The organism is Stenotrophomonas sp. 1L-E-5-B-C3, from assembly GCF_057292075.1.
The window spans coordinates 154316-175294 of the sequence record NZ_JBXAWS010000002.1; the positions used below are offsets into that span (position 1 = coordinate 154316).

Sequence of the window (20979 nt, forward strand, 5' to 3'; positions counted from 1 at the left end):
TGTTCCACGAGCCTCCCCCACATCCCATTCATCCACCGGCCGAACGGCCGGACTGACAAAAACAACATCCTTCAAGGAGTCTCCCCCATGGGCAAGATCATTGGTATCGACCTCGGCACCACCAACTCGTGCGTGGCGATCATGGACGGCGGCAAGGCCCGCGTCATCGAAAATTCGGAAGGCGATCGCACCACCCCGTCGATCGTCGCCTACACCAAGGACGGCGAAGTCCTGGTCGGTGCCTCGGCCAAGCGCCAGGCCGTGACCAACCCGAAGAACACCTTCTACGCGGTGAAGCGCCTGATCGGCCGCAAGTTCACCGACGCCGAAGTGCAGAAGGACATCGCGCACGTCCCGTACAGCATCCTGGCCCATGACAATGGCGATGCCTGGGTGGCCACCAGCGATGCCAGGAAGATGGCGCCGCAGGAAATCTCGGCCAAGGTGCTGGAAAAGATGAAGAAGACCGCCGAGGACTTCCTCGGTGAGAAGGTCACCGAAGCGGTCATCACCGTGCCGGCCTACTTCAACGACAGCCAGCGCCAGGCAACCAAGGACGCAGGTCGCATCGCCGGCCTGGACGTCAAGCGCATCATCAACGAGCCGACTGCGGCCGCGCTGGCCTATGGCCTGGACAAGGGCGACAACAAGGATCGCAAGATCGTGGTGTACGACCTGGGCGGCGGCACCTTCGACGTTTCGGTGATCGAGATCGCCAACGTCGATGGTGAAAAGCAGTTCGAAGTGCTGGCCACCAACGGTGACACCTTCCTGGGCGGCGAAGATTTCGACAACCGCGTCATCGAGTACCTGGTTGAAGAGTTCAACAAGGACCAGGGCATCGACCTGCGCAAGGATCCGCTGGCCCTGCAGCGCCTGAAGGATGCTGCCGAGCGCGCCAAGATCGAACTGTCCAGCGCCCAGCAGACCGAAGTGAACCTGCCGTACGTCACCGCTGACGCGTCGGGCCCGAAGCACCTGAACATCAAGCTGACCCGCGCCAAGCTGGAGTCGCTGGTGGAAGAACTGATCAAGAAGTCGATCGAGCCGTGCCGCGTCGCCCTGAACGATGCCGGCCTGCGTTCGAGCGACATCAGCGAAGTGATCCTGGTCGGCGGCCAGACCCGCATGCCGAAGGTGCAGCAGGCGGTGACCGAGTTCTTCGGCAAGGAACCGCGCAAGGACGTCAACCCGGACGAAGCCGTGGCACTGGGTGCTGCGATCCAGGGCGGCGTGCTGGGCGGCGACGTCAAGGACGTGCTGCTGCTGGACGTGACCCCGCTGTCGCTGGGTATCGAAACCATGGGTGGTGTGTTCACCAAGATCATCGAGAAGAACACCACCATCCCGACCAAGGCCTCGCAGGTGTTCTCCACCGCCGAGGACAACCAGTCGGCCGTGACCGTGCACGTGCTGCAGGGTGAGCGCGAGCAGGCCCGCTTCAACAAGTCGCTGGCCAAGTTCGACCTGTCCGGCATCGAGCCGGCCCCGCGCGGCCTGCCGCAGGTGGAAGTGTCCTTCGACATCGACGCCAACGGCATCCTGCACGTGTCGGCCAAGGACAAGAAGACCAACAAGGAACAGAAGGTCGAGATCAAGGCCGGTTCGGGCCTGTCCGAGGAAGAGATCGCGCGCATGGTCGCCGACGCGGAAGCCAACCGCGAAGAAGACAAGAAGTTCCAGGAACTGGTGCAGGCCCGCAACCAGGCCGACGCCCTGATCCACGGCACCCGCAGCGCCATCACCGAGCACGGCAGCAAGGTTGGCGGCGATGTCATCGGCAAGGTGGAAGCGGCCCTGGCCGACCTGGAAACCGCGATGAAGGGTGACGACAAGGCGCAGATCGAAGCCAAGTCGAAGGTGCTGGAGGAAGCTGGCCAGTCGCTGTTCGCCGCCGCTTCGGCCGAGCAGGGCGGTGCCGCCCCGGGCGCCGACGCCGGCAATGCGGGCAAGGCGCAGGATGACGTGGTGGATGCCGAGTTCACCGAAGTCAAGGACGACAAGAAGTCCTGATCCGGACCGACGCGGGACGCTGCCTGCCAGCGTCCCGTTGTCGTATCAGGGTCCTGGCCGCCCTCTGGCGTGTCGGGGCGCCCGACGCAAGAGCGGACCTGGTTCCGCTCTTCCGCTTTGACGAATCCCGACTTTCCGGAATGCGATCCACGATATGAGCAAGCGCGATTACTACGAAGTGCTGGGCGTTGCCCGCACTGCCAACGACGAAGAGCTGAAGAAGGCCTACCGCCGTTGCGCGATGAAGTTCCACCCGGACCGCAACCCGGGTGATGCGGCGGCCGAAGCCTCCTTCAAGGAGTGCAAGGAAGCCTACGAAGTGCTGTCCGACGGCAACAAGCGCCGCATGTACGACAGCCACGGCCACGCCGCGTTCGAACACGGCATGGGCGGTGGCGGCGGTCCGGGCGGCCCGGACATGAACGATATTTTCGGCGACATCTTCGGCAACATCTTTGGTGGTGCAGGCGGCGGTGGTCCGCGCCAGGCCCGCCGTGGTGCCGATATCGGTTACGTGATGGAGCTGGACCTGGAAGAAGCGGTGCGTGGCGTCGAGCGCCGCATCGAGATTCCGACCCTGGCCGAATGCGGTGACTGCGATGGCAGCGGCTCGGAAGACGGCAAGGTCGAGACCTGCAACGTCTGCCATGGTCGCGGCCAGGTGCGCATCCAGCGCGGTATCTTCGCCATGCAGCAGGCCTGCCACAACTGCGGCGGCCGCGGTCAGATCATCGCCAAGCCCTGCAAGACCTGCCATGGCAACGGCCGTGTCGAGGAAGACAAGGTGCTGTCGGTGAAGGTGCCGGCGGGCGTGGATACCGGCGACCGCATCCGTTTGTCGGGCGAAGGCGAGGCCGGTCCGGCCGGTACACCGCCAGGCGATCTGTACGTGGAAGTGCGGGTACGCGAGCACGCGATCTTCCAGCGCGATGGCGACGACCTGCACTGCGAAGTGCCGATCCGCATCTCGCAGGCCGCGTTGGGCGACACCGTGCGCGTGGCAACCCTCGGCGGTGAAGCGGAAATCCGCATCCCGGCCGAGACCCAGACCGGCAAGCTGTTCCGCCTGCGCGGCAAGGGCGTGCGTTCGGTGCGCAGCCGCAGCGAAGGCGACCTGTACTGCCGCGTGGTGGTGGAGACCCCGGTCAACCTCACCAACGACCAGCGCAAGCTGCTGGAGCAGTTCGAAGCAACCTTCAACGGTGAAGATGCGCGCAAGCACTCGCCGAAGTCGGCGACCTTCATCGATGGCGTGAAGGGCTTCTGGGACCGGATGACGTCCTGAGTCCTCAACGGAAACGTTGAGCGGTAGCGCCGGGCCATGCCCGGCGTTTTCGTTTGTGGTGCCGCACTGCCGCCGTCGGGCATGGCCCGGCGCTACCGGAAAAACGCCGCCGGGGTCTGCCCGAGCTGGCGCTTGAACATGCTGGTGAATGCACTCGGGCTGTCGTAGCCCATCGCCAGTGCGACATCGATGACCTTGTCGCCGAGCGCCAGCCGTTCCATCGCTGCCAGCAGCCGCGCCTGCTGCCGCCACTGGCCGAAGGTCATGCCCAGTTCGCTGGCGAAATGGCGCTGGATGGTTTTCACGTCCACCGCCAGTGCCTGCGCCCAGTCCTGCAGGGTTGCGTCGTCCGCAGGATGCTTCTGGATATGCAGGCAGATCTTCAGCAGGCGGGGATCGGACGGTTCCGGCAGGTGCAGCGGCAGCGCATCCATCCGTCGCAGTTCGTCCAGCAGCAGGCGCACCACACGGCCATCGCGGCTGTCGTCCTCGTGTGGACCCTCGATCAGGCTGGCAGCCAGCAGCAGTTCGCGCAGCAGGGGGGCCACCTGTATCGCGAAGGCTTCGGCAGGCAGGTGTGGCGCGAACTCCGGCTCCACATACAGGCTGCGCATGTGCACCTCGGCAATGCAGTCCACCGCATGGGCAATGCCTGCAGGTACCCAGATCGCACGGGTGGAAGGCACTACCCAGCGGCCGACCTCCGAGCGCACCACCATCAACCCGGACTGTGCATAGACCAACTGGTGACGGCGGTGCTTGTGCGGCGAGATATGGGTGCCGGCCTGGTAATGGCGGGCACGGCAGGTCACCGGCCGTTGTATCGGCACCTCCCGCCAGGGAGCGGTTTCGCGGACCGGGCAGGGGATGTCCTTTTTGCGATAGGCCATGACCAGGACGCGGCAGAAGGGAGGGAGGTGCAACCGTAGCATGCGTGGCTCGCCCCCAACCTGACTGTGTCCATGTCGACCCTGGCTTCCCCCGCAACGACCTCACGCCCGGTGGCTCCCGGCGTGTTGGCCGCCATCTCCACCTCGCATGTCGTCAACGACATGATGCAGTCGCTGATCCTGGCCATCTATCCGGTGATCAAGGGCGGCTTCAATCTCAGCTTCACCCAGATCGGCCTGATCACGCTGACCTACCAGCTCACCGCCTCGATCTTCCAGCCGCTGATCGGCATCGCCACCGATCGCCGCCCGGCGCCGTACTCGCTGCCGATCGGCATGGCCTCGACCCTGTGCGGCATGCTGCTGCTCGGCTTCGCGCCGAACTACACGATGGTGCTGCTGGCCGCCGCGATGGTCGGCATTGGTTCGGCGATCTTCCATCCCGAGGCCTCGCGTATCGCACGCCTGGCATCGGGTGGCCGACATGGCTTCGCACAGTCGGTGTTCCAGGTTGGCGGCAACTTCGGCACCGCGCTGGGCCCGCTGATTGCCGCCGCGGTGATCGTGCCGTATGGCCAGCACGCCGCATCGTGGTTTGCTGGCGCTGCCCTGATCGGCATCGCATTGCTGACCTATGTCGGTCGCTGGTACGCGCTGCACCTGGGTACACCGCGTCCGGCCAGCACCACATCGATGGCCCCGCGCCATCCGCCACGCACCGTGGCCAGGGTGCTGGCGATCCTGCTCGTGCTGATCTTCAGCAAGTACTTCTACATGGCCAGCATCGGCAGTTACTTCACCTTCTACCTGATCCACCACTTCGGCATTCCGGTGGCGCAGGCGCAGCTGCACCTGCTCGCCTTCCTGGTGGCCTCCGCCGCCGGCGGATTCCTTGGTGGCCCGCTGGGCGACCGCATCGGCCGCAAGCCGATCATCTGGACCTCGATCCTGGGCGTGGCACCGTTCGCGTTGATGCTGCCGCATGCCGACCTGCTGTGGACCACGGTGCTGGCGGTGCTGATCGGCTTTGTGCTGTCCTCGGCGTTCTCGGCCATCGTGGTGTATGCGCAGGAGATGATGCCGCACCGCATCGGCATGGTGTCGGGGTTGTTCTTCGGCTTCGCGTTCGGCATGGGCGGGCTGGGTGCTGCAGTACTCGGCCTGCTGGCGGACAAGACCAGCATTGAGTACGTCTACCAGCTGACGGCGTTCCTGCCGCTGCTCGGTATCGTGGCGGCATGGCTGCCGCCGTCGCGGCCTGCTGCTCACTGAGGGAGTGTAGGTTTGCAGGGCTTGCAGCCCTGCACCTGCCGAATCAACGTCAACGTCAAAAGCCTGCATTCCGCGGGTTGGCGGGGTGGGTCCGGTTGAGGGGGGCGCTGCAAGTACGTCCATGTAAGCTCGGTCGCCGCTTGCTCGTGTGCGCTGTCCTGCGCACACGGCAAGACCGGGGTTGGGCCTCCTGCCCAACCCGCCCGAGGCATGCCTCGGGCCCATGCGGCTCACGCCCCCTCAACCGGACCCACCCCGCCTTCGACAGTTGGCCGCGATCTGTCGGAACGGCGTCCGGCTCTGGTAGGTGTCGACCTTGGTCGACACGGATGAATTCGTTCGATATCTGACAGATGTGTCGACCAAGGTCGACACCTACCAACAGCCGCGCGGAACAACAGCCGCAGTTACCAACAGCCGCGTGAACCTGTCGAAGGTGGGGCGGTGTCGGATTGCGGGGTGTCAGCGGCATGGATGCCGCTGCCAAGCCTACAAGGACGTACTTGCGGCGTCCCCGCACTCCGACACCGCCCCGCCACCCCACGGAATGCCGCTTTGGCTTCGGCCGTTGCCGTTGCATTGAGCAGGTGCAGGGCTGCAAGCCCTGCCGAAAACCCCCTTGGGCGTAGAATGCGGGCATGAGCGAATCCCTTGATAACCACCTGGTCCACGGCCGCCGCCAGCGGCCGGACGGGCCCTCGCCGATCGATGTCATCTCGGTCCAGTCGCAACTGGTCTACGGCCACGCCGGCAACAGCGCCGCCGTGCCGCCAATGCGTGCACTTGGCGTGCGCGTGGCGGAGATCCCGACCGTGCTGCTCAGCAATGCGCCGTTCTACGACACCACCCGCGGCCGTGTGCTGCCCGCCGACTGGTTCGCCGATCTGCTGCTCGGCACCCGCGAACGCGGCCTGCCGCAGCGGGCGAAGATGCTGGTCTCCGGCTACTTCGGCAGCACCGCCAATGGCGCCGCGTTCGCCGATTGGCTGGATGAAATCCTGCCGGCCTGCCCGCAGCTGCGCTACTGCCTGGACCCGGTGATCGGCGATACCCATACCGGCCCCTACGTAGAACCGGGCCTGGAGGCGATCTTCGCCGAACGCCTGCTGCCGCACGCTTGGCTGGTGACGCCGAACGCCTTCGAACTGAACCGCCTGACCGGCATGCCGGCACTGGCCGAGGCCGATGCCATCGCTGCCGCACGCACGCTGCTGGACCGCGGTCCGCACTGGGTGATCGCGCACAGCGTCGGCGGCAACCCGGGTGAGCTGGTGACGTTGGCCGTCGGCCGCGAGGAAACCTGGCGCTGGACCTCGCCGCTGCTGCCGGTGGACGTGGCCGGCACCGGCGACGTGCTGATGTCGCTGGTGGTGTCGTTCCTGCTGCGCGGTGAGTCGATGCAGCAGGCGATCTCGCGCGCCATCGCCGGTACTCACGCGGCATTGGAAGCGACCCTGGACAACGGCTTCGAGGAATTCGACGTAATCGCCGCGGCACCTGCCGCGCTGGCCGAAGGCACGCGCTTCCGCGCCGAACGCGTGGCATGAGCGGCCTGCAGGAACGCGCGCCGCGCACGGTCGGCATCATCGGTAGCGCCGGCGCCTATGGGCGCTGGTTGACCCGCTTCTTCCAGCAGCACATGCAGTTGCAGGTGATCGGCCACGACCCGGCCGATGCCACCTCGCATACGCCGGAGCAGCTGTTGGCGCAGGCCGATGTGCTGGTGTTCTCGGCACCGATCCGGCACACGCCGGAGCTGATCGCCGAATACGTGCGGCAATCGGCCGGTCGCGAGCGGGACCGCCTGTGGCTGGATGTGACTTCGGTAAAGGAGGCACCGGTACAGGCGATGCTGGCCTCGCAGGCCGAAGTGGTCGGGCTGCACCCGATGACCGCTCCGCCCAAGGCGCCGACACTGAAGGGCCGGGTGATGGTGGTCTGCGAAGCACGGCTGCAGCACTGGCAGCCGTGGGTCGACGCGTTGTGCGCGGCGCTGCAGGCCGAGTGCGTGCGCGCCACGCCGCAGCACCACGACCAGATGATGGCGCTGGTGCAGGCGATGGTGCATGCCACCCATCTGGCCCAGGCCGGCGTGCTGCGCCAGTACCAGCCGCAGTTGGGTGACCTTGCCGCGATGATGCCGTACCGCTCCGCGTCATTCGAGCTGGATACGGCGATCATCTCGCGGATCCTGTCGCTGAACCCGGCGATCTACGAGGACATCCAGTTCGGCAACCCGTACGTGGCGCCGATGCTGGAACGCCTGGTAGGCCAGTTGCAGGCCCTGCAGGTACAGGTCGGGCAGGGCGACGACACTGCGCGTGCTGCGTTCCGCGAGCAGTCGCTGTCGGCCAACCACAATGCCTTCGGTGAGCAGGCGCTGGCCGCTGGCAACTACACCTTTGAACGGGTGGGGTACCTGCTGGCCGACCTGACCGAGCGCAACGCGTTGTCGGTACACCTGCCGGAAGATCGTCCAGGTTCGTTGCGTGAGCTGCTGAACGTGTTCGAGCAGCATCGCATCAGCCTGGCCTCGATCCATTCCTCGCGCACTCCAAGCGGCGAAGTGCACTTCCGTATCGGTTTCGTGGCGGGAAGTGATCCGGCCGCCATCGCACTGGCGGCGGCCGAGGTGGACGCCAGCGGCATCGGACGGGTGCTGGGCTGAGCATATTCATCCACAGGCGGTGTGGATGGTTTCTGAGCAAAGGTGTGGATAACCGCCTGCAGCCCTTGCCAGGAAAGGCTGTCAAGATGGTTGGTCAAAAAATGGCCACGCTTTTTTATGGCGTCGGGCCATGCTCGACTACCCTTGGCAAAGAGCGTGTCGACCAAGGTCGACACCTACCAGGGCGGGGCGATACGAATTCCGGTAGCGCCGGGCCATGCCCGGCGAACCTCAGATCGTCAGCCGCACATCACCGCCGCTGGTGGTGAACTCACGGCCATTGCGGACCAGCAGGCGTCCGTCATCCAGCTCGTAGCGCGGCGTGGACTCGGAGTTGTGCCCGCTGCCATTCGCCTCGGGCTTGAACTCGATGATGATGTGGCTGTCGCCATTGCTGTCGACGGCGGGGAACTGTCGGAACGACATCGTGCACCTCCTTTCAGCAGGTGTTGCTGACGCGCGACCAGCTTGGCCCGCTTGGTGTTAGCCGGCCGTCATCAATCGATGAACTGCAGCCTTGCCAGTTCAGCGTACAGACCGCCTTCGGCCAGCAATTGTGCGTGCGTGCCCTCGGCGACGATGCGGCCCTGGTCCATCACCACGATGCGGTCGGCCTTGAGCACGGTGGCCAGGCGGTGGGCGATGACCAGCGTGGTACGGCCGGCCATCAACCGCTCCAGCGCCTGCTGCACGCCATGTTCGCTCTGCGCATCCAGCGCGCTGGTGGCTTCATCCAGCAGCAGGATCGGTGCGTCCTTCAGCAGCGCACGGGCAATCGCCACACGCTGCTGCTGGCCGCCGGACAGGCGCGCGCCACGCTCACCCAGTTCGCTGTCGTAGCCCTGCGGCAACGCACGCAGGAAGCCGTCGGCCTCGGCTGCGCGCGCAGCATCCTCGACCTCGGCGTCGCTGGCCTGCAGGCGGCCGTAACGGATGTTGTCGCGTGCGCTGGCCGCGAACAGGGTCGGCTGCTGTGGCACCAGCGCCAGCTGGTCGCGCAGTTCGGCCGGATCGACCTCGCGTACATCGATGCCGTCCACGCAGATGCGGCCAGCAGCCGGATCGTGGAAGCGCAGCAGCATCGACAGCACCGTACTCTTGCCGGCGCCGGACGGCCCCACCAGCGCCACGGTCTCGCCCGGGCGCACGTGCAGGTTGAAATGATCCAGCGCAGCCTGGTCCGGCCGCTGCGGGTAGTGGAACACCACGTCGTCGAACCGGATCTCGCCATGCAGCGGCTGCGGCAGCGCGTGCGGCTGTGCCGGCGCGCGGATCTCGATGTCTTCCTGCAGCAGTTCGCCGATGCGGCCCATGCCGCCGGCCGCGCGCTGCAGCTCGTTCCATACTTCGGCCAGGGCGCCGACGGATCCACCGCCGATCAACGCGTAAAGCACGAACTGGCCCAGCGTGCCTGCACTGAGGCGACCGTCGATGACGTCGTGCGCGCCCAGCCACAACACGCCGACGATGGCACCAAACACCAACAGGATGGCGCTGGCGGTGACCAGAGACTGTGCACCGATGCGCCGGCGCGCGGCACCGATGGCGTCACCCAGGGCCTTGTCGAAGCGGCCGCGCTCGTACGGTTCGCGCGCGTGTGCTTGTACCGTGCGGACCGCGCCCAGGGTTTCGCTGGCCAGGCTGTTGGCATCGGCGATGCGGTCCTGGCTGCTGCGCGCGACGGTGCGCAGCTTGCGTGCGCCAATGATGATCGGCAGCACCGCCAACGGGATGCCCAGCAGTGACCATGCCGCCAGCCGCGGGCTGGTGACGAACAGCATCGCCAGGCTGCCGACCACGGTCACGCTGCTGCGCAGGGCCACCGACATGGTTGACCCGACCACGCTGCGCAGCAGTTCGCTGTCGGCGGTCAGGCGAGAGACCAGCTCACCGCTGCGACTGCGGTCGTGGAAGCCGGCACCGAGTTGGATCAGGTGCGCGTACAGGCGGCTGCGCAGATCGGCCACCACCTTTTCGCCCAGCAGCGACACGAAGTAGAAGCGTGCCGCCGTGGCGAGGGCCAGCACCACCGCCACCAGCATCAGCAGGGCGAAGGCGCGGTTGATCTGGCCGCCACTGGTGAAGCCGTGGTCGATCATCTGCTTCACTGCCGGTGGCAGGCTCAGCGTTGCCGCCGAGGACACCGCCAGAGCCAGCAGCCAGGCGGTGAACAGGCCACTGTGGCGGCGCACGAACGGCCACAGCGTGCGCAGGCTGCCGAGGCGGCGCAGCGGCGGGGTCGAGGCGGGGGCGTCGTCCTTGTCAGTCATCCTGGTCGTCGTCTTGTATGCGGATACGGTCACGGGTGGCGTCGCGCAGGCGGATTTTCAATGCGTCGACCTGATCGGCAGGCAATTCGACCCGCAGGCAGACACCGTCGGCATCGAACTGTTCATCACGCTTCTCTGCGGCAAAGGCGGGCAGGGTAGCGTGCAGGATGCCCAGATCCTCGAAGCCGGCCAGCAGCCGCAGCCGGGTCATGGCCACCAGCGGCAGCCGCGGTGCGGTACGCAGGCATTCGGCTGCGGCCCCGCCGTAGGCACGCACCAGGCCGCCGGCGCCAAGCTTGATACCGCCGAACCAGCGCGTCACCACCACCATCACCCGATCGAAGCCCTGGCCATCAATGGCGGCCAGGATCGGCCGGCCGGCGGTGCCAGCAGGCTCGCCATCGTCGCTGGAGCGATAGTCCTGGCCGTGCCTGTAGGCCCAGCAGTTGTGCGTGGCATCGGCCACCGCCACCTGCTGCAGGAATGCCATCGCCGCCGCCGCACCGTCGATTGGCGCGGCATGGGCGATGAAGCGGCTGTGCTTGACTTCCAGCGTGTGGTTGACCGGCTGGGCGAGGGTATCGGGCATCCCCACCATTCTACGGGGTTGCTGCAGGACCCGGTCCCGCTCAGTCGTCCAGCAGCGGACGCAGGTCGCGCGGCAGGCGCGATTCCGGATACTGCTGGATGTAGCGCTCCAGGCTGGCGCGGGCGAGGTCGCGCTGGCCATCGTCGCGACGTTCGCGGATCTTCTGCAGCCACTGCCGCCGTGGCAGCCGGGCGTCGGCAGCCACTTCAGCCTGCACCGTGTCCGCACTCAGGCCAGCATCGCTGCCGCGGCGCATGACCCCCGGTGCGGAACGGCTGGGGACTTCGCGCTTCATCGAGGTGATCTCTACCCGGTCCAATGCCGGGGCCTGTTCGGCCTGCATGCTGTTGGACTCTGGCGAGCCTGCCGAGCGCGCCTTCAGCGAACCACTGGCGACAACCGGCGCCATCAGTGGCGCAGGTGCCGAGTAGGCGGCGGGCGCGGGCGGCGCCGGGGGTGCCGCAGCCGGGGGCGGCGGCAGTGCAGCGAAGTTACTGTCGGCAGCGGGTTCTGCCGCCATCGAGCGCGCGGCCGGTGCCGGTGCATCGGTGGCGTCTGCAGGTGCCGGCTTGCGCTCGCGCGCGATGGCCGCTGCCGGGGCGGCAACGGGTGCGGCCTCCGGCATTGCCGGCGCAGCAGCCGGTTCTGCAGCGGCAGCGGCGCTGTCTGCGGCGCTGCTTTCAATCATCTGCTCAGTGGCGGCGACATCGGCAGCTGCAGGCGCTGCCGCCATCTGGGCTTCGCCGGCCGGAACCGGCGGCGGTTCCGGGCGCAGCTGCCAGGCAATACCGATCGCGAACACCATCGAGGCCGCAATGCCGAACACCGCCGGCCACCGCGGGCGCGTACGCTGCGCGCGCGGGGCGTCGGGCGAGGCAACGGCGGCGTCGGCCGGCGCATCCACGGCGGCACGTGCCGCGGCCAGGATGGCGGCGTCCAGCGCGGCCGGCGGCGCCTGCTCGGGGCGACGGCCGAGCAGCTGGGCCAGCTCGCGTTCTTCCGGCGTCAGGGGTTCGTTTCGGTTCATGCGTTCAATCCCGCACGCAGCTTGTCCATCGCATAGCGCAGCCGCGATTTCACGGTTTCCCGGCCCACGCCGGTGATCTGGCCGATCTCCTCCAGGCTCAGTTCCTGATCCAGCCGCAGCTGCAGCACTTCGCGCTGCTCGGGCGGCAGTTGCTCCATCGCCAGCTGGATGCGGCGACGCTGTTCGAATTCGGAAAGCTCGGCTTCCGGGGTCTGCCCGTCCTCGATCGCGGCCAGGCGCAGGTCGGCGTCGGCCGGTGCAGCGGGGCGATGGCGGGCGGCGCGCCAGTGGTCGTTCAAGCGGTTATGGGCGATGCGGAACAGCCAGGTACTGAACGCCGCTTCGGGCTGCCAGCCGACGCGAGCGCTGATCACCCGCTGCCACACATCCTGGAAGATCTCCTCGGCCAGCGCGTTGTCGCGCAGTTGCCGCAGCAGGAAGCCGAACAGGCGCTTGCGATGGCGCGCATACAGGCTTTCGAACGCACGCAGGTCGCCACCGGCCCAGGCCAGCATCAAGGCTTCATCGGTTGGCAGTGCGCTGGCTTCCACGGCGTACAGGGTAAGGCCTGCAGGCGGTGGCGCATAGCCGGTGGCGGTGGTGGGAAGGGCGAGGGTCATGGCTCGGAAGGGGCTACGGTCGGCAGGAAAAACGTACGGGCGCACGATTCGGGGTTTACGGGCTTCCATTGCCCCCCGGGTGGCGCGCTATGCTCGGCGGCTCAGGGGAGGCGACGCACAGACGGCGCCAAGAGATTGTCATTTGTCCACGCATGCTGAACCGGCGGAAGAACCACTACACGAGGCCGTGCTGAGCACGGCGCTGGTGCGCGCGCTGCATGCCCTGCTGCCGGAAACGGCGGTGGTCCGGGTCGGCTGGGACGACCTGCAGCTGGGGCGTGGCGAGGGCGGCTGGCCGCCCGTCAGCGGTGACCGGCCTGCAGTACCTGCTGGCATCGGCGATGGCCAGCATGGCTGGGACTACGACGGTGCGCGCCTGCTGCTGTCGGTGGAGGGCGCGATCCCCTCGCCAGCGTGGTGGGGGCTGGCCCGGCAGGCGATGGAGCTGGCCCTGCAGCGTGGCCGCCAGGCGGGACAGATCAAGGCGCTGGAGGAGGCCGAGCGGCTGCAGCAGGCGCTGTTCCAGATCGCCGACCTGGCCGGTGCCGACCTGGAGATGGGCGAGATGCTGCGCCACGTGCACGGTGTGCTGGGCACGCTGATGTACGCCGAGAACTGCTACATCGTCGAGTACGACGATGTGCGCGACCAGATCCGGTTCCTGTACTTCGCCGACCAGGTCGATGACTTCGTTGCCGACCCGGCGCAGAGCCACGACGCCAGCGAGATGCCGCGCAGCCTGACGGTGGCGCTGCTGCGCCATGGCAAGCCGCTCAGTGGCCCGTCACGCGAGCTGCTGGCGCGGGTGGTCGAGCAGGAGCACGATCCGCAGCGTGGCCCGGAAAGCCTGGACTGGCTGGGCGTGCCGATGCTGCGCGATGGCCGCGTGTGCGGTGCCATCGTGGTGCAGAGCTACGAACACGCGGCCCGCTATGGTGAGTCCGAGCGTGCCCTGCTGGGTTTTGTCGCCCAGCACGTGCAGACCGCGATGGACCGGCGCCAGGCGCAGGTGCGGCTGGAGCAGCAGGTCGAGCGGCGCACGCAGCAGCTGCAGCGTGCCAACCACAGCCTGCAGGACGAGGTGGCCGAACGGCGCCGTGCCGAGCAGCTGCAGACCGCGTTGTACAACATCGCCGAGATGGCGATGTCGGCCGACAGCCTGGCCCAGTTCTACGGGCGGGTACACGGTGTGGTCGGGCGCCTGCTCGACGCGCGCAATTTCTACATCGCGCTGGTCAACGCGGCCGGCAACGGCCTGGATTTCGTCTATTCGGTGGACGAGCACAATGCCAGCCGCGCGCCACGGCCGTTCAGCCGTGGCCTGACCGAATACGTGGTACGCAACCGGCGGCCGCTGTTGGCTTCGCGCGCGCAGATCGATGCGCTGCTGGCCAACGGCGAGGTGCGTGAATCCGGTGCGCGTTCGCACTGCTGGCTGGGCGTGCCGCTGCTGCGCGACGACGAAGTGGTCGGCGCGATCGTGGTGCAGAGTTACAGCCAGAACAGCACCTTCAGCGTGCACGACCAGCGCCTGCTGACCTTCGTCGCGCAGAACATCGGTACCGGCCTGGCCCGCCAGCGCGACCAGCAACGGCTGCGTTCGGCGCATGCCGAGTTGGAAAAACGGGTGGAAGAGCGCACCCGCGAGCTGGCCGAGGTCAACGAGAAACTGCTCGGCCAGATCGGCGAGCGGTTGCGCGCAGAACAACGGCTGACCCACCAGGCCATGCATGATGCGCTGACCGGGCTGCCCAATCGCCTGCATCTGCTCGACCGCCTGCAGGACGCATTGGCGCTGGCCCGGCGCGAGGGTGGACCGGTGTTCGCCGTGTTGTTCCTTGACCTGGACCGCTTCAAGCTGGTCAACGACAGCATCGGCCATGCCGCGGGCGATCGCATGCTGGTGGAGGTTGCCAAGCGCATCGTGTCGATGGCCGGCACCGACGATGTGGTGGCACGGCTGGGCGGTGACGAATTCGCAGTGCTGCTGCAGTGTCCGCAGGGCCTGGCGCAGGCACTGGATTTTGGCCAGCGACTGCTGCTGGCGCTGCAGGAATCGATGTGGATCGCCGGCCGCGAACTGTTCCCGTCCGGCAGCCTGGGCATCGCCCTGTGGAACCCGCGCTACCGTACCGGCGAAGAACTGCTGCGCGATGCCGACGCCGCGATGTACCGGGCCAAGGCGCAGGGCCATGACCGCTGCGCGATCTTCGACGAGGACATGCGCGAGCAGGCCATGCGCAGCCTCGACCTGGAAGCCGATCTGCGCCGCGCGATCAACAACCACGATTTCCTGCCGTTCTACCAGCCGATCGTGCGCCTCTCCGATGGCGAGGTGGTCGGGCACGAGGCGCTGCTGCGCTGGCAGCACGAGCGCCGTGGCCTGCTGCTGCCGGGCGCGTTCCTGGAGCTGGGTGAGGAGAGTGGGCTGATCGAACAGGTCGACTGGCTGATCTACGAACAGGTCATCGCCGGCCTGGCCGAGGGCGGCCACACCTATGTGTCGGTGAACGTGTCACCGCGTCATTTCCGCTCTGCGGAGTTCAGCGGCCGCCTGTTCGGCCTGCTGGATGCGTACGGTGCCGATCCGCAGCGGCTGCGGCTGGAGATCACCGAGGTCGCACTGCTGGATGACGGCCCGCACACGCTGCGCATCCTGCAGGGCCTGCGCGAGCGCGGCATCCAGGTGCAGCTGGACGATTTCGGTACCGGCTTCTCGGCGCTGTCCTACCTGCACCGCTTCCCGATCAGCACGCTGAAGATCGACCAGAGCTTCATCGCTGGCCTGCATGGACCGGAAGTGCAGAGCACGCGCGCACTGGTCGAGGGCGTGCTGTCGCTGGCGCGCACGCTGGGCATCGAGACCATCGGCGAAGGCATCGAGACTGAGGCGCAGCAGCAGACGCTGCGCGAACTCGGCTGCGACTATGGCCAGGGCTACCTGCTGGGGCGGCCGGCACCATGGGGCTGCGCGGCGGCCTGAACCACCGCGCAGGGAAGCATCAGCGCAGTGCCGCGCGACGCTTTTCGTCGATCCACTTCGAGGCCTGGGCCGGCTGGTAGTTCTTCATCCACGCCAGCATTTCTTCGATGTCCGAGCCGTACCACAGGTCCTGGCGCTGGTCCGGGTGCAGGAAGCGCTCTTCCACCATGCGATCGATCATGCCGATCAGCGGTGCGTAGAAGCCTTCCACGTCGAGGAACGCGCACGGCTTGTTGCCGATGCCCAGCTGGCGCCAGGTCAGCATCTCGAAGATTTCTTCCATGGTGCCGAAGCCGCCGGGCAGGGTGACGAAGCCATCGGCCAGGTCGAACATGCGCGACTTGCGCTCATGCATCGAGCCTACGATTTCCAGTTCGGTGAGGCCGCGATGTGCCACTTCCCAGTCGGCGAGCTGGCGCGGAATCACGCCGGTCACTTCGCCGCCGGCAGCGAGCACGGCATTGGCCACGGTTCCCATCAGGCCGACGTTGCCGCCGCCGTACACCAGGCGCATGCCATCGCGGGCGATGCGGTCGCCCAGGGCAAGGGCGCGTTCGGTATAGGCCGGCTTGCTGCCAGCGTTGGAACCACAGTACACACAGATCGATTTCATGGATCTTCCTGTCTCTTGGCCGGAAACGAAAACGCCCCATCGCCGACCGCAGAGCGGTCAGGGACGGGGTGTCTATGGATTATGGACCTTCGCGGTTGCCGTCTGTAGAGCCGAGCCGCGCTCGGCTGTTCTTCGTTCAGATCGCGGCAACGGTAGAGTCGAGCAAGCTCGACTCTACAAAGAACGGGGCTTACGCCGCGGCGGCCTGCTCGCGGCGCGGACCTTCACGCAGGGCGCGGCCGACCAGGCCCACCAGCAGGTCCAGCTCCTCGCTGTCCATGCCGAAGTGCGGAGTGAAGCGCAGCGAGTTCTCGCCACCGTGGATCACGTTGATGCCGTGCTGGCGCAGCCATTCCTCGGTGGAATTGGCGCCGTAGCACTTGAACTGCGGGGCCAGCTCGCAGGAGAACAGCAGGCCGGTGCCCTGCACCTTGGTGATCAGGCCGCCCAGTTCGCCCTTGAGCTGCTCCAGCTTGCGCACCGCCTCGGCACCGCGTTCGGCGATGTTGGCGCGTACCTGCGGGGTCAGCTGGGCCAGGGTGGCGCAGGCCACGTCCAGCGCACGTGGGTTGCTGGTCATGGTGTTGCCGTAGATGCCCTTGCGGTACAGCTGCGCGGCATGCTCGGTCACGGCCAGCACCGACAGCGGGTACTGCGCGGCGTTGAGCGCCTTGGAATAGGTTTCCATGTCCGGCGGATCGAGGCCTTCAAAGCCCGGGTAGTCGACCACCGACAGCACGCCATGCGCGCGCAGGCCGGCCTGGATCGAGTCCAGCAGCAACAGGCTGCCATGGGCACGGGTCAGTTCGCGGGCCACCGCATAGAACGACGGCGGCACCGAACGGCCCGGGTCGCCTTCGCCCATCACCGGCTCCAGGAACACCGCCTCGATGAACCACTGGTTGCGTGCGGCGTCCTCGAACACCTTGCGCAGGCCGGCTTCGTCGTACGGCGCCACGGTGATCACCGAGTCCTCGCCACGGTAGCTGGCCAGGTGCTGCATGTAGCTCTTGCGGCTGGAATCGGAATACAGGGCAGGGCGGTCGGTGCGGCCATGGAAGCTGCCCTTGACCACCACGCGCTTGATCGCAGCACCGGCGTGGCGTGCGCCGGGGTCGGTCTGCAGCTTGGCGTTGACGTCGGCGATGCGCGCGGCCAGGCCGACCGCCTCGGAACCGGAATTCAGGCACATGAAACGGGTGAACGGGCAACCGCCACGGCGGTGGCCGATCTCGGCACGCAGGGCGGTGATGAAGCGCTGCTGCGACAGGCTGGGGGTCATGATGTTGGCCATCACCTGCGGGCGGGCCATCGCTTCCAGCACGGCGTCCGGGGTGTGCCCGAAGCCGAGCATGCCGTAGCCGCCGGCGTCGTACAGCACGGCGCCCTTCAGGGTGACCACCCAGGGGCCGCGTGCGGCCAGTGCCACGTACGGAGTTACCGCGTCATCGGCATAGAAATTGACGAAACCGTCCTGCATCGCGTCGATCTGCGCCTGTTCGTCCTGCGCCAGCAGCGGCCCCAAGTCGGCCTGCACGCGCGCGAATTCCTCGGCGGCGGCGTCCACCGCGGCGATCAGCTGCGGGTGGTTGGCGGACAGGGCGGTCAGGGTGGCATCGTCCAGGCCGGAGGTGAGGCGGGTGCCGGGCTGGCTGCGCAGGGGGGCGAGGCGTTCGATGAAGCTCATTGCAGATCTCCTGAAACAATGGGTCGCACGGGTCTTCAAAAGCAAAACGCGCGTCATCACGCGCGCTTGGGGCAGGCTCGTGCAGCGGACTTCCAACTCGATGCTAGCACTTGTTTTTTTGCGCGATAACCCCGCGGAAACCTGCTGCATAGCAGCATTTTGCGCGACGTTCGCCGCGAAGCGCGCCGGCTCGCAGACGCTGGACGTACAATGCGCGCCATTGTCGACCTGTTGCCGCCCACCGCCTTGAAGAAGTCCGATTTCAACTACGACCTGCCGGCTGAACTGATCGCGCAGGCGCCCCTGGCCGAGCGTTCCGCAAGCCGCCTGCTGCTGGTGCCTCCGGCGCCCGATGCCTTCACCGACCTGCAGGTGCGCGACCTGCCGTCGCTGCTGCAGCCTGGCGACCTGCTGGTGTTCAACGACACCCGGGTGATCCCGGCGCGCCTGTTCGGGCAGAAGGCCAGTGGCGGCCGCGTCGAGATCCTGATCGAGCGCCTGCTCGGCGGCCAGCAGGCACGTGCCCAGGTGGGCGCCAGCAAGTCGCCCAAGGCCGGCAGCCGCATCGCCCTGGATGCCGGTGGCGAAGCCGAGGTGCTGGGCCGCGACGGCGAGTTCTATGTGCTGCAATTCCATGTGCCGGAATCGCTGGAGCAGTGGCTGCTGCACGCCGGTCGCCTGCCGCTGCCGCCGTACATCCAGCGCGAGCCGGGCATGGACGACCGCGAGCGCTACCAGACCGTATTCGCGCGCGAAGTGGGCGCGGTGGCCGCGCCGACCGCCGGCCTGCATTTCGACGAACCGCTGCTGGCCGCGCTGAAGGACAAGGGCGTGGACTTTGGCCACGTCACCCTGCACGTGGGTGCGGGCACCTTCCAGCCGGTGCGTGCCGATGACCTGAAGGACCACGTGATGCACCGCGAGTGGCTGAACGTGGGTGCCGAGCTGGTGCAGCAGGTACGGCGCACGCGCGCCGCCGGCGGCCGGGTGATCGGCGTCGGTACCACCGTGGTGCGCGCCCTGGAAAGCGCGATGCGCGATGGCGAACTGCTGCCGTTCGCGGGTGAAACGCAGATCTTCATCACCCCCGGCTACCGCATCCGCAGCGTCGACGCGATGGTGACCAACTTCCACCTGCCGGAAAGCACGCTGCTGATGATGATTTCCGCGTTCGCCGGCAAGGCGCGCGTGTTCGAGGCCTACCAGCACGCGATCGCGCAGCGCTACCGCTTCTTCAGCTACGGCGACGCGATGCTGTTGTTCCCGCAGGCGGGGTAGGGTAGCGCCGGGCCATGCCCGGCGAGCACGCTGTGCGGCCCAGGAGCCGCCGGGCATGGCCCGGCGCTACCTGTAGGTGCCGCGTTTGGGGGACAATAGACAATTATTTGCCCGAATGACCGCTCCATGTCCCGATTGCAGTTCCAGCTCCAGACCCGCGACGGCCGCGCCCGCCGTGGCCGCCTGACCTTCCCGCGTGGCACGGTGGAAACGCCGGCCTTCATGCCGGTGGGTACCTATGGCTCGGTCAAGGGCATCCTGCCGGACCAGGTGCGTGCGCTGGGCGCCGAGATCATCCTCGGCAATACCTTCCACCTGTACCTGCGGCCGGGCCTGGACATCATCGCCGACCACGGTGGCCTGCACGGCTTCTGCCGCTGGGATGGCCCGATCCTGACCGACTCCGGCGGCTTCCAGGTGTTCTCGCTGGCCCATCGCCGCAAGATCACCGAACAGGGCGTGACCTTCGCTTCGCCAACCGACGGTGCCCGCGTGTTCCTGGGCCCGGAAGAGAGCATGAAGATCCAGAAGGTGCTCGATTCGGACGTGGTGATGATCTTCGACGAGTGCACCCCGTACCCGGCCACCGAGGATGTCGCCCGCCGTTCGATGGAGCTGAGCCTGCGCTGGGCCCAGCGCAGTCGCAACGCGCATGACGAGCTGGGCAACGACGCGGCCCTGTTCGGCATCGTCCAGGGCGGCGTGCACACCGACCTGCGCAGCCGCTCGGCCGATGCCCTGCAGGCGATCGGTTTCGACGGCTATGCCATCGGCGGCCTGGCCGTGGGCGAGCCCGAAGACGAGCGCAACGCCATGCTCGACCACCTGGACCCGGAACTGCCCGCCGACCGCCCGCGCTACCTGATGGGCGTTGGCCGGCCGGAGGACCTGGTCGAGGGTGTCGCACGTGGCGTGGACATGTTCGACTGCGTGATGCCCACCCGCAACGCGCGCAACGGCCACTATTTCACCTCGTTCGGCACCGTTCGCATCCGTAATTCCCAGTACGCGCGCGACATGGACCCGATCGAGCCGGGCTGCGGCTGCGTGGCCTGCACCGGCGGCTACACCCGGTCCTACCTGCGCCACCTGGACCGCTGCAACGAGATGCTGGCGCCGATGCTGGGCACCCTGCACAACCTGTTCTATTACGAAAAGCTCATGGCCGACATCCGCGCGGCGATCGAGGCGGGAACCTTCCTGGCCTTCCGTGAGTCTTTCTACGCGGCACGCGGGGCGGTAGCGCCGCCCCTGTAACCCGAACACCCCCTGCCAAACGGCCCAAGGACGAATGCCCGGGGCCGTGGCATACTTCAAGGCTGACCCAGATCCGCGGTCGACACGCCGTGCCCGTGAAAGGGCCGGAGCGCCGCCCAACCAAAGGACCAACGATGAACCTGCTTGCCTTCCTGATTCCCGCCGCCCACGCCCAGGCCGCCGGCGGCCAACCGCAGGGCATGGGCCTGACCACGCTGCTGTTCCCGGTCATCCTGATCGCCATCATGTACTTCCTGATGATCCGCCCGCAGATGAAGCGGCAGAAGGAGCACAAGTCCATGCTGGAGAAGATCAAGCGTGGCGACGAAGTGCTGACCAACGGCGGCATCGCCGGCAAGGTCACCGACATCGGCGACAACTTCGTCACCATCGAAGTGGCCGAGAACGTGCGCATCCGCGTGCAGAAGGGCGCTGTTGGCAGCGTGCTGCCGACCGGCACCCTGGATTCGGCCAAGTAAGCCACTCCCTTTCCGAAGCACAACCGCGGCGCCGGGGATGGCGCCGCG

The 20979-nt window shown here is 67.2% G+C and carries 17 protein-coding genes; 9 read left to right on the forward strand and 8 right to left on the reverse strand.

Features of this window, described 5'->3' with window-relative positions; genetic code table 11:
* The first annotated feature begins 87 nt into the window (after positions 1–87).
* Both dnaK and dnaJ read left to right on the forward strand, forming a co-directional pair.
* A complete protein-coding gene (gene dnaK / locus AC0Z6F_RS03505) occupies positions 88–2013 on the forward strand; it encodes a molecular chaperone DnaK (RefSeq protein WP_004153269.1) in 1926 nt (641 codons plus the stop codon).
* A gap of 154 nt (positions 2014–2167) precedes the next feature.
* A complete protein-coding gene (gene dnaJ / locus AC0Z6F_RS03510; protein WP_004153270.1) occupies positions 2168–3298 on the forward strand; it encodes a molecular chaperone DnaJ in 1131 nt (376 codons plus the stop codon).
* A 92-nt stretch (positions 3299–3390) separates the two neighbouring features.
* Here the strand turns inward: dnaJ and AC0Z6F_RS03515 are convergent, their stop codons facing one another.
* The gene (locus AC0Z6F_RS03515; RefSeq protein ID WP_065723004.1) at positions 3391–4188 is read right to left on the reverse strand and encodes an AraC family transcriptional regulator; all 798 of its coding nucleotides are present in this window, start codon (positions 4186–4188) and stop codon (positions 3391–3393) included.
* 72 nt (positions 4189–4260) lie between these two features.
* Between AC0Z6F_RS03515 and AC0Z6F_RS03520 the strand changes: the two genes are divergently transcribed.
* The 3 genes from AC0Z6F_RS03520 to AC0Z6F_RS03530 all read left to right on the forward strand — a co-directional run bounded on the left by AC0Z6F_RS03520 (position 4261) and on the right by AC0Z6F_RS03530 (position 8128).
* A complete protein-coding gene (locus tag AC0Z6F_RS03520) occupies positions 4261–5460 on the forward strand; it encodes an MFS transporter (RefSeq protein WP_485616702.1) in 1200 nt (399 codons plus the stop codon).
* 638 nt (positions 5461–6098) lie between these two features.
* The gene (gene pdxY, locus AC0Z6F_RS03525; protein ID WP_004153277.1) at positions 6099–7007 is read left to right on the forward strand and encodes a pyridoxal kinase; all 909 of its coding nucleotides are present in this window, start codon (positions 6099–6101) and stop codon (positions 7005–7007) included.
* Positions 7004–8128, forward strand: coding sequence for a prephenate dehydrogenase (locus AC0Z6F_RS03530; RefSeq protein ID WP_485616701.1), 1125 nt, complete (start codon positions 7004–7006; stop codon positions 8126–8128). Before pdxY ends, AC0Z6F_RS03530 begins: the two co-directional genes overlap by 4 nt.
* A gap of 231 nt (positions 8129–8359) precedes the next feature.
* Here AC0Z6F_RS03530 and AC0Z6F_RS03535 read toward each other — a convergent pair whose 3' ends face one another.
* From AC0Z6F_RS03535 to AC0Z6F_RS03555, 5 genes are all read right to left on the reverse strand, one after another.
* Positions 8360–8554: a hypothetical protein gene (locus AC0Z6F_RS03535; RefSeq protein ID WP_004153279.1), complete on the reverse strand. Its 195-nt coding sequence runs from the start codon at positions 8552–8554 to the stop codon at positions 8360–8362.
* Between the two features lie 71 nt (positions 8555–8625).
* Positions 8626–10398: an ABC transporter transmembrane domain-containing protein gene (locus tag AC0Z6F_RS03540; RefSeq protein ID WP_012510761.1), complete on the reverse strand. Its 1773-nt coding sequence runs from the start codon at positions 10396–10398 to the stop codon at positions 8626–8628.
* Entirely contained in the window at positions 10391–10987 is a 597-nt protein-coding gene (locus AC0Z6F_RS03545) for an IMPACT family protein (RefSeq protein ID WP_041864639.1), read from the reverse strand. Before AC0Z6F_RS03545 ends, AC0Z6F_RS03540 begins: the two co-directional genes overlap by 8 nt.
* 40 nt (positions 10988–11027) lie before the next feature.
* Positions 11028–12014, reverse strand: coding sequence for a hypothetical protein (locus AC0Z6F_RS03550; RefSeq protein WP_485616700.1), 987 nt, complete (start codon positions 12012–12014; stop codon positions 11028–11030).
* The gene (locus tag AC0Z6F_RS03555; RefSeq protein ID WP_485616811.1) at positions 12011–12529 is read right to left on the reverse strand and encodes an RNA polymerase sigma factor; all 519 of its coding nucleotides are present in this window, start codon (positions 12527–12529) and stop codon (positions 12011–12013) included. The genes AC0Z6F_RS03550 and AC0Z6F_RS03555 overlap by 4 nt, the downstream gene beginning before the upstream one ends.
* A gap of 247 nt (positions 12530–12776) precedes the next feature.
* On the opposite strand from AC0Z6F_RS03555, the gene AC0Z6F_RS03560 reads away from it, so the two are divergent.
* Complete coding sequence (locus AC0Z6F_RS03560) at positions 12777–15617, forward strand: bifunctional diguanylate cyclase/phosphodiesterase (protein WP_100434456.1); 2841 nt, start codon at positions 12777–12779, stop codon at positions 15615–15617.
* Between the two features lie 19 nt (positions 15618–15636).
* Here the strand turns inward: AC0Z6F_RS03560 and AC0Z6F_RS03565 are convergent, their stop codons facing one another.
* Positions 15637–16230: an LOG family protein gene (locus tag AC0Z6F_RS03565; protein ID WP_012510766.1), complete on the reverse strand. Its 594-nt coding sequence runs from the start codon at positions 16228–16230 to the stop codon at positions 15637–15639.
* A 190-nt stretch (positions 16231–16420) separates the two neighbouring features.
* Positions 16421–17917: an aminotransferase class III-fold pyridoxal phosphate-dependent enzyme gene (locus AC0Z6F_RS03570; RefSeq protein ID WP_004153292.1), complete on the reverse strand. Its 1497-nt coding sequence runs from the start codon at positions 17915–17917 to the stop codon at positions 16421–16423.
* A gap of 210 nt (positions 17918–18127) precedes the next feature.
* Between AC0Z6F_RS03570 and queA the strand changes: the two genes are divergently transcribed.
* The 3 genes from queA to yajC all read left to right on the forward strand — a co-directional run bounded on the left by queA (position 18128) and on the right by yajC (position 20931).
* Complete coding sequence (queA, locus tag AC0Z6F_RS03575; RefSeq protein ID WP_125895584.1) at positions 18128–19195, forward strand: tRNA preQ1(34) S-adenosylmethionine ribosyltransferase-isomerase QueA; 1068 nt, start codon at positions 18128–18130, stop codon at positions 19193–19195.
* A gap of 126 nt (positions 19196–19321) precedes the next feature.
* Positions 19322–20452 carry a tRNA guanosine(34) transglycosylase Tgt gene (gene tgt, locus AC0Z6F_RS03580; protein WP_012510768.1) on the forward strand — a complete coding sequence of 377 codons (1131 nt, stop codon included), beginning with the start codon at positions 19322–19324 and terminating at the stop codon, positions 20450–20452.
* A 134-nt stretch (positions 20453–20586) separates the two neighbouring features.
* Positions 20587–20931 (forward strand): preprotein translocase subunit YajC, encoded by a 345-nt coding sequence (yajC, locus tag AC0Z6F_RS03585; RefSeq protein WP_012510769.1) that lies wholly within the window; start codon positions 20587–20589, stop codon positions 20929–20931.
* Positions 20932–20979: the final 48 nt, after the last annotated feature.

Bases quoted from the DNA above. Each gene is read 5' to 3' on its own strand.
- dnaJ (WP_004153270.1), top strand. From the start codon at position 2,168: ATGAGCAAGCGCGATTACTACGAAGTGCTGGGCGTTGCCCGCACTGCC.
- AC0Z6F_RS03545 (WP_041864639.1), bottom strand. From the start codon at position 10,987: ATGCCCGATACCCTCGCCCAGCCGGTCAACCACACGCTGGAAGTCAAG.
- AC0Z6F_RS03540 (WP_012510761.1), bottom strand. From the start codon at position 10,398: ATGACTGACAAGGACGACGCCCCCGCCTCGACCCCGCCGCTGCGCCGC.
- AC0Z6F_RS03565 (WP_012510766.1), bottom strand. From the start codon at position 16,230: ATGAAATCGATCTGTGTGTACTGTGGTTCCAACGCTGGCAGCAAGCCG.
- AC0Z6F_RS03530 (WP_485616701.1), top strand. From the start codon at position 7,004: ATGAGCGGCCTGCAGGAACGCGCGCCGCGCACGGTCGGCATCATCGGT.
- dnaK (WP_004153269.1), top strand. From the start codon at position 88: ATGGGCAAGATCATTGGTATCGACCTCGGCACCACCAACTCGTGCGTG.
- AC0Z6F_RS03570 (WP_004153292.1), bottom strand. From the start codon at position 17,917: ATGAGCTTCATCGAACGCCTCGCCCCCCTGCGCAGCCAGCCCGGCACC.
- yajC (WP_012510769.1), top strand. From the start codon at position 20,587: ATGAACCTGCTTGCCTTCCTGATTCCCGCCGCCCACGCCCAGGCCGCC.
- AC0Z6F_RS03515 (WP_065723004.1), bottom strand. From the start codon at position 4,188: ATGGCCTATCGCAAAAAGGACATCCCCTGCCCGGTCCGCGAAACCGCT.
- AC0Z6F_RS03555 (WP_485616811.1), bottom strand. From the start codon at position 12,529: ATGCTGGCCTGGGCCGGTGGCGACCTGCGTGCGTTCGAAAGCCTGTAT.
- pdxY (WP_004153277.1), top strand. From the start codon at position 6,099: ATGAGCGAATCCCTTGATAACCACCTGGTCCACGGCCGCCGCCAGCGG.
- queA (WP_125895584.1), top strand. From the start codon at position 18,128: ATGCGCGCCATTGTCGACCTGTTGCCGCCCACCGCCTTGAAGAAGTCC.
- AC0Z6F_RS03520 (WP_485616702.1), top strand. From the start codon at position 4,261: ATGTCGACCCTGGCTTCCCCCGCAACGACCTCACGCCCGGTGGCTCCC.
- AC0Z6F_RS03550 (WP_485616700.1), bottom strand. From the start codon at position 12,014: ATGAACCGAAACGAACCCCTGACGCCGGAAGAACGCGAGCTGGCCCAG.
- tgt (WP_012510768.1), top strand. From the start codon at position 19,322: ATGTCCCGATTGCAGTTCCAGCTCCAGACCCGCGACGGCCGCGCCCGC.
- AC0Z6F_RS03535 (WP_004153279.1), bottom strand. From the start codon at position 8,554: ATGTCGTTCCGACAGTTCCCCGCCGTCGACAGCAATGGCGACAGCCAC.